At 45.7% G+C, this 5,000-nt stretch carries 2 tRNA genes and 2 rRNA genes (1 of these 4 running past the window's edge); all 4 read left to right on the forward strand.

Features of this window, described 5'->3' with window-relative positions:
- Positions 1-645 precede the first annotated feature (645 nt).
- Positions 646-2,165: ribosomal RNA gene (locus RM541_RS17265) — 16S ribosomal RNA — on the forward strand.
- Positions 2,166-2,356: 191 nt separating this feature from the next.
- A tRNA-Ile gene (locus RM541_RS17270) sits at positions 2,357-2,430 on the forward strand.
- Between the two features lie 159 nt (positions 2,431-2,589).
- A tRNA-Ala gene (locus RM541_RS17275) sits at positions 2,590-2,663 on the forward strand.
- Between the two features lie 225 nt (positions 2,664-2,888).
- Positions 2,889-5,000: ribosomal RNA gene (locus tag RM541_RS17280) — 23S ribosomal RNA — on the forward strand; it runs 727 nt beyond the window's last position.
- Together the 16S and 23S rRNA genes with 2 tRNA genes alongside form the textbook arrangement of a ribosomal RNA operon.

The raw sequence follows: 5,000 nt of genomic DNA on the forward strand, positions 1-5,000 counted from the left end.
GCTTGTGTAATCTAAATTCAGGTGTATATTTGCAGCCGCTTACAGCGAAACAGAGATGTTTTAGAGGAAGCGGGAGTTCATTGAGAGTAGGTACTGGAGTAAGGAAACGGGAAGAAAAAAGATTAAAAATTTTCTTCAAAAAGATTTGCGGGAAAAGAAAAAAGCATTGTATATTTGCAGCCGCTTTTGAGGCAAACAAAAAGGCGAAGTTCTTATAAAAAGTGACGATTGCAACGGCTTAAAATTTTCTAAAAAACTTTTAAAATAAAGTTTGGAAGTTAAAGAAAAAGAGTTGTATATTTGCAGCCGCTTTCAGCGCAGGCAAGTTCACTGAAACGTACTGAAAAACAGAGATCGCCGATAGGGGCAAGGTAAGGGTTCGACTCCCTGGATTTCAACAAGGATGATGATCAGGAAGCAGTGATCAGTAAACAATGGAAATTGTGAATTGTAAACTGTTAATTGATAATTGTAAAAGAGTTCATTGACATATTGAATTGACAAGAATTTTTATGAGAGCAATCTTATAAAAAGAGTAGCAAAGAATTAAGACTAGAAGAGTCATCTTTTGAGCTTTATTTTGTTTTTACCTGCAAGGGTAGGAGCGAAGAAACTTTTAATAGTTGTTAAGATATATAAGAAACAACGATGAAGAGTTTGATCCTGGCTCAGGATGAACGCTAGCGGCAGGCTTAACACATGCAAGTCGAGGGGCAGCACGTCTTCGGATGGTGGCGACCGGCGCACGGGTGCGTAACGCGTATACAATCTACCTCTTACTGAGGGATAGCCCATGGAAACGTGGATTAATACCTCATAGTATTATTTGGTGGCATCATCAGATAATTAAAGGTTACGGTAAGAGATGAGTATGCGTCCTATTAGTTAGTTGGTGTGGTAACGGCATACCAAGACATCGATAGGTAGGGGTCCTGAGAGGGAGATCCCCCACACTGGTACTGAGACACGGACCAGACTCCTACGGGAGGCAGCAGTGAGGAATATTGGACAATGGGCGAGAGCCTGATCCAGCCATGCCGCGTGCAGGAAGACGGCCCTATGGGTTGTAAACTGCTTTTACAGAGGAAGAACCACCCTTACGTGTAAGGGTTTGACGGTACTCTGCGAATAAGGATCGGCTAACTCCGTGCCAGCAGCCGCGGTAATACGGAGGATCCAAGCGTTATCCGGAATCATTGGGTTTAAAGGGTCCGTAGGCGGGTTTATAAGTCAGTGGTGAAAGTCTGCAGCTTAACTGTAGAACTGCCATTGATACTGTAGACCTTGAATTATTATGAAGTGGTTAGAATATGTAGTGTAGCGGTGAAATGCATAGATATTACATAGAATACCGATTGCGAAGGCAGATCACTAATAATATATTGACGCTGATGGACGAAAGCGTAGGTAGCGAACAGGATTAGATACCCTGGTAGTCTACGCCGTAAACGATGGTTACTAGCTGTCCGGCCTAATTGAGGGCTGGGTGGTTAAGCGAAAGTGATAAGTAACCCACCTGGGGAGTACGTTCGCAAGAATGAAACTCAAAGGAATTGACGGGGGCCCGCACAAGCGGTGGAGCATGTGGTTTAATTCGATGATACGCGAGGAACCTTACCAGGGCTTAAATGTAGTCTGACAGGTCTGGAAACAGACTTTCCTTCGGGCAGATTACAAGGTGCTGCATGGTTGTCGTCAGCTCGTGCCGTGAGGTGTCAGGTTAAGTCCTATAACGAGCGCAACCCCTTTTGTTAGTTGCCAGCGAGTAATGTCGGGAACTCTAGCAAGACTGCCGGTGCAAACCGTGAGGAAGGTGGGGATGACGTCAAATCATCACGGCCCTTACGTCCTGGGCCACACACGTGCTACAATGGTAGGGACAGAGAGCAGCCACTTCGCGAGAAGGAGCGAATCTATAAACCCTATCACAGTTCGGATCGGAGTCTGCAACTCGACTCCGTGAAGCTGGAATCGCTAGTAATCGCATATCAGCCATGATGCGGTGAATACGTTCCCGGGCCTTGTACACACCGCCCGTCAAGCCATGGAAGCTGGGGGTACCTGAAGTCCGTTACCGCAAGGAGCGGCCTAGGGTAAAACTGGTAACTGGGGCTAAGTCGTAACAAGGTAGCCGTACCGGAAGGTGCGGCTGGAACACCTCCTTTCTAGAGCAAGGTCTTTTACTTATAAAAGACATGCGCAATTGTTAAAGGGAAGTTCAAAAGGAAGTCCTTTTGGTTTTAATTTTTTGCTTGTCAATTTAATTATCATATAGATATGAGATATTAGAATTGAGATATGGGATGAAGTGACTACGAGTCTCACGTCTAAAATCTAAGATCTAACATCTAAAAACAGTCTCATAGCTCAGCTGGTTAGAGCGCTACACTGATAATGTAGAGGTCGGCAGTTCGAGTCTGCCTGAGACTACAAGACAAGCTAAAGCTTGTTTAAAGTTGAAGGTTTAAAGTTCAAAGTTTGAACTTTGAGACAACGAAGTTCATTAAAATATATTGAAAGGAAATTTTAGAGGTTGAGTAGCCGTTATAAGTACTGTTAACTAATAACTGTTAACTGATCACTGAAAATGGGGGATTAGCTCAGCTGGCTAGAGCGCCTGCCTTGCACGCAGGAGGTCATCGGTTCGACTCCGATATTCTCCACATCGCAATGATCAATAAGCAATGATCAATAAACAATTTAAAATTGTTCATTGGTAACTGTTAATTGGGAATTGTAGAAACGTTCATTGACATATTGAGAAACAAAGAATACGAGAAACTACAGTTATAGAGTTTTAAATTTTATAACTAATTAAGAGCAAATTATATTAAGTATTGAATTAACTCGAAAGAGTTAAGAGATACGAGCAAATTAGAAGGCAAAAGCACACAAGCTAAATAAGGGCGTATGGGGAATGCCTAGGCTCTCAGAGGCGATGAAGGACGTGATAAGCTGCGAAAAGCTGCGGGGATTGGCACATACGAATTGATCCGCAGATATCCGAATGGGGCAACCCAGTACATTGAAGATGTATTATCCGATAAGGAGGCGAACCCGGGGAACTGAAACATCTAAGTACCCGGAGGAAGAGAAAACAAAAGTGATTGCGCTAGTAGCGGCGAGCGAACGCGCATTAGCCCAAACCAATGAGTTTACGGACTTATTGGGGTTGTAGGACCACGATATTTGATGCACATAGAACTGGAACAATTTGGAAAGATTGACCGCAGAGGGTGATAGTCCTGTACAGGTAAGAATGTGTTATTGATAGTGGTATCCTGAGTAGTGCGGGGCACGGGAAACCCTGTATGAATCTGGCGGGACCATCCGCCAAGGCTAAATACTCCTGAGAGACCGATAGTGAACCAGTACCGTGAGGGAAAGGTGAAAAGAACCGTGAATAACGGAGTGAAATAGATCCTGAAACCATACGCTTACAAGCGGTCGGAGCATGTTTACATGTGACGGCGTGCCTTTTGCATAATGAGCCTACGAGTTACCGTTTCCAGCAAGGTTAAGTACTTAAGGTATGGAGCCGTAGCGAAAGCGAGTCTTAATAGGGCGATATAGTTGGTAATGGTAGACGCGAAACCGTGTGATCTACCCTTGGGCAGGTTGAAGCTGTGGTAACACATAGTGGAGGACCGAACCCGTTGACGTTGAAAAGTCTTGGGATGACCTGAGGGTAGGGGTGAAAGGCCAATCAAACTCGGAAATAGCTCGTACTCCCCGAAATGCATTTAGGTGCAGCGGTATATTAGTTTTATAGAGGTAGAGCTACTGATTGGATGCGGGGGCTTCACCGCCTACCAATTCCTGACAAACTCCGAATGCTATAAAATGATGTATACCAGTGAGGGCATGGGTGCTAAGGTCCGTGTCCGAGAGGGAAAGAACCCAGACCATCAGCTAAGGTCCCAAAATATATGTTAAGTTGAAGAAACGCGGTTGGACTGCCCAGACAGCTAGGATGTTGGCTTGGAAGCAGCCATTCATTTAAAGAGTGCGTAACAGCTCACTAGTCGAGCGGTCCGGCATGGATAATAATCGGGCATAAACATATTACCGAAGCTATGGCTTTCAGATTTATCTGAAGGGGTAGGGGAGCATTGTAACAACGCTGAAGGTGTACTGCGAGGTATGCTGGAGTGGTTACAAAAGAAAATGTAGGCATAAGTAACGATAATGCGGGCGAGAAACCCGCACACCGAAAGACCAAGGTTTCCTCAGCTATGCTAATCAGCTGAGGGTTAGTCGGGTCCTAAGGCGAACCCGAAGGGGGTAGTCGATGGACAAGCAGTTAATATTCTGCTACTTGCCCCACGTTAAAGCGGACGGAGGCGAAAATTAGGTGCGCACAGACGGAATTGTGCGTTGAAGGGAGTGGTAACACCCCGATAGTACACCAAAGCTACGGCGGCGGTGATAATCCTGAGGATCGACTTCCAAGAAAAGCGAGTGGAGGCAACCCGTACCGTAAACCGACACAGGTAGTTGGGATGAGAATTCTAAGGTGCTCGAGAGATTCATGGCTAAGGAACTAGGCAAAATGGGCCCGTAACTTCGGGAGAAGGGTCGCCCACAGCAATGTGGGCCGCAGTGAAGAGGTCCAGGCGACTGTTTATCAAAAACACAGGACTCTGCTAAATCGAAAGATGACGTATAGGGTCTGACACCTGCCCGGTGCTGGAAGGTTAAGAGGAGATGTTAGCCCTTGAGGCGAAGCATTGAATTGAAGCCCCAGTAAACGGCGGCCGTAACTATAACGGTCCTAAGGTAGCGAAATTCCTTGTCGGGTAAGTTCCGACCTGCACGAATGGTGCAACGATCTGGACACTGTCTCAGCCATGAGCTCGGTGAAATTGTAGTATCGGTGAAGATGCCGATTACCCGCTACGGGACGAAAAGACCCCGTGCACCTTTACTATAGCTTAGTATTGACTTTGGACAAGTGATGTGTAGGATAGGTGGGAGACATTGAAGCGGTATCGCCAGGT

Origin of the sequence: Autumnicola psychrophila (assembly GCF_031846645.1) — a bacterium.
Classification (GTDB): domain Bacteria; phylum Bacteroidota; class Bacteroidia; order Flavobacteriales; family Flavobacteriaceae; genus Autumnicola; species Autumnicola psychrophila.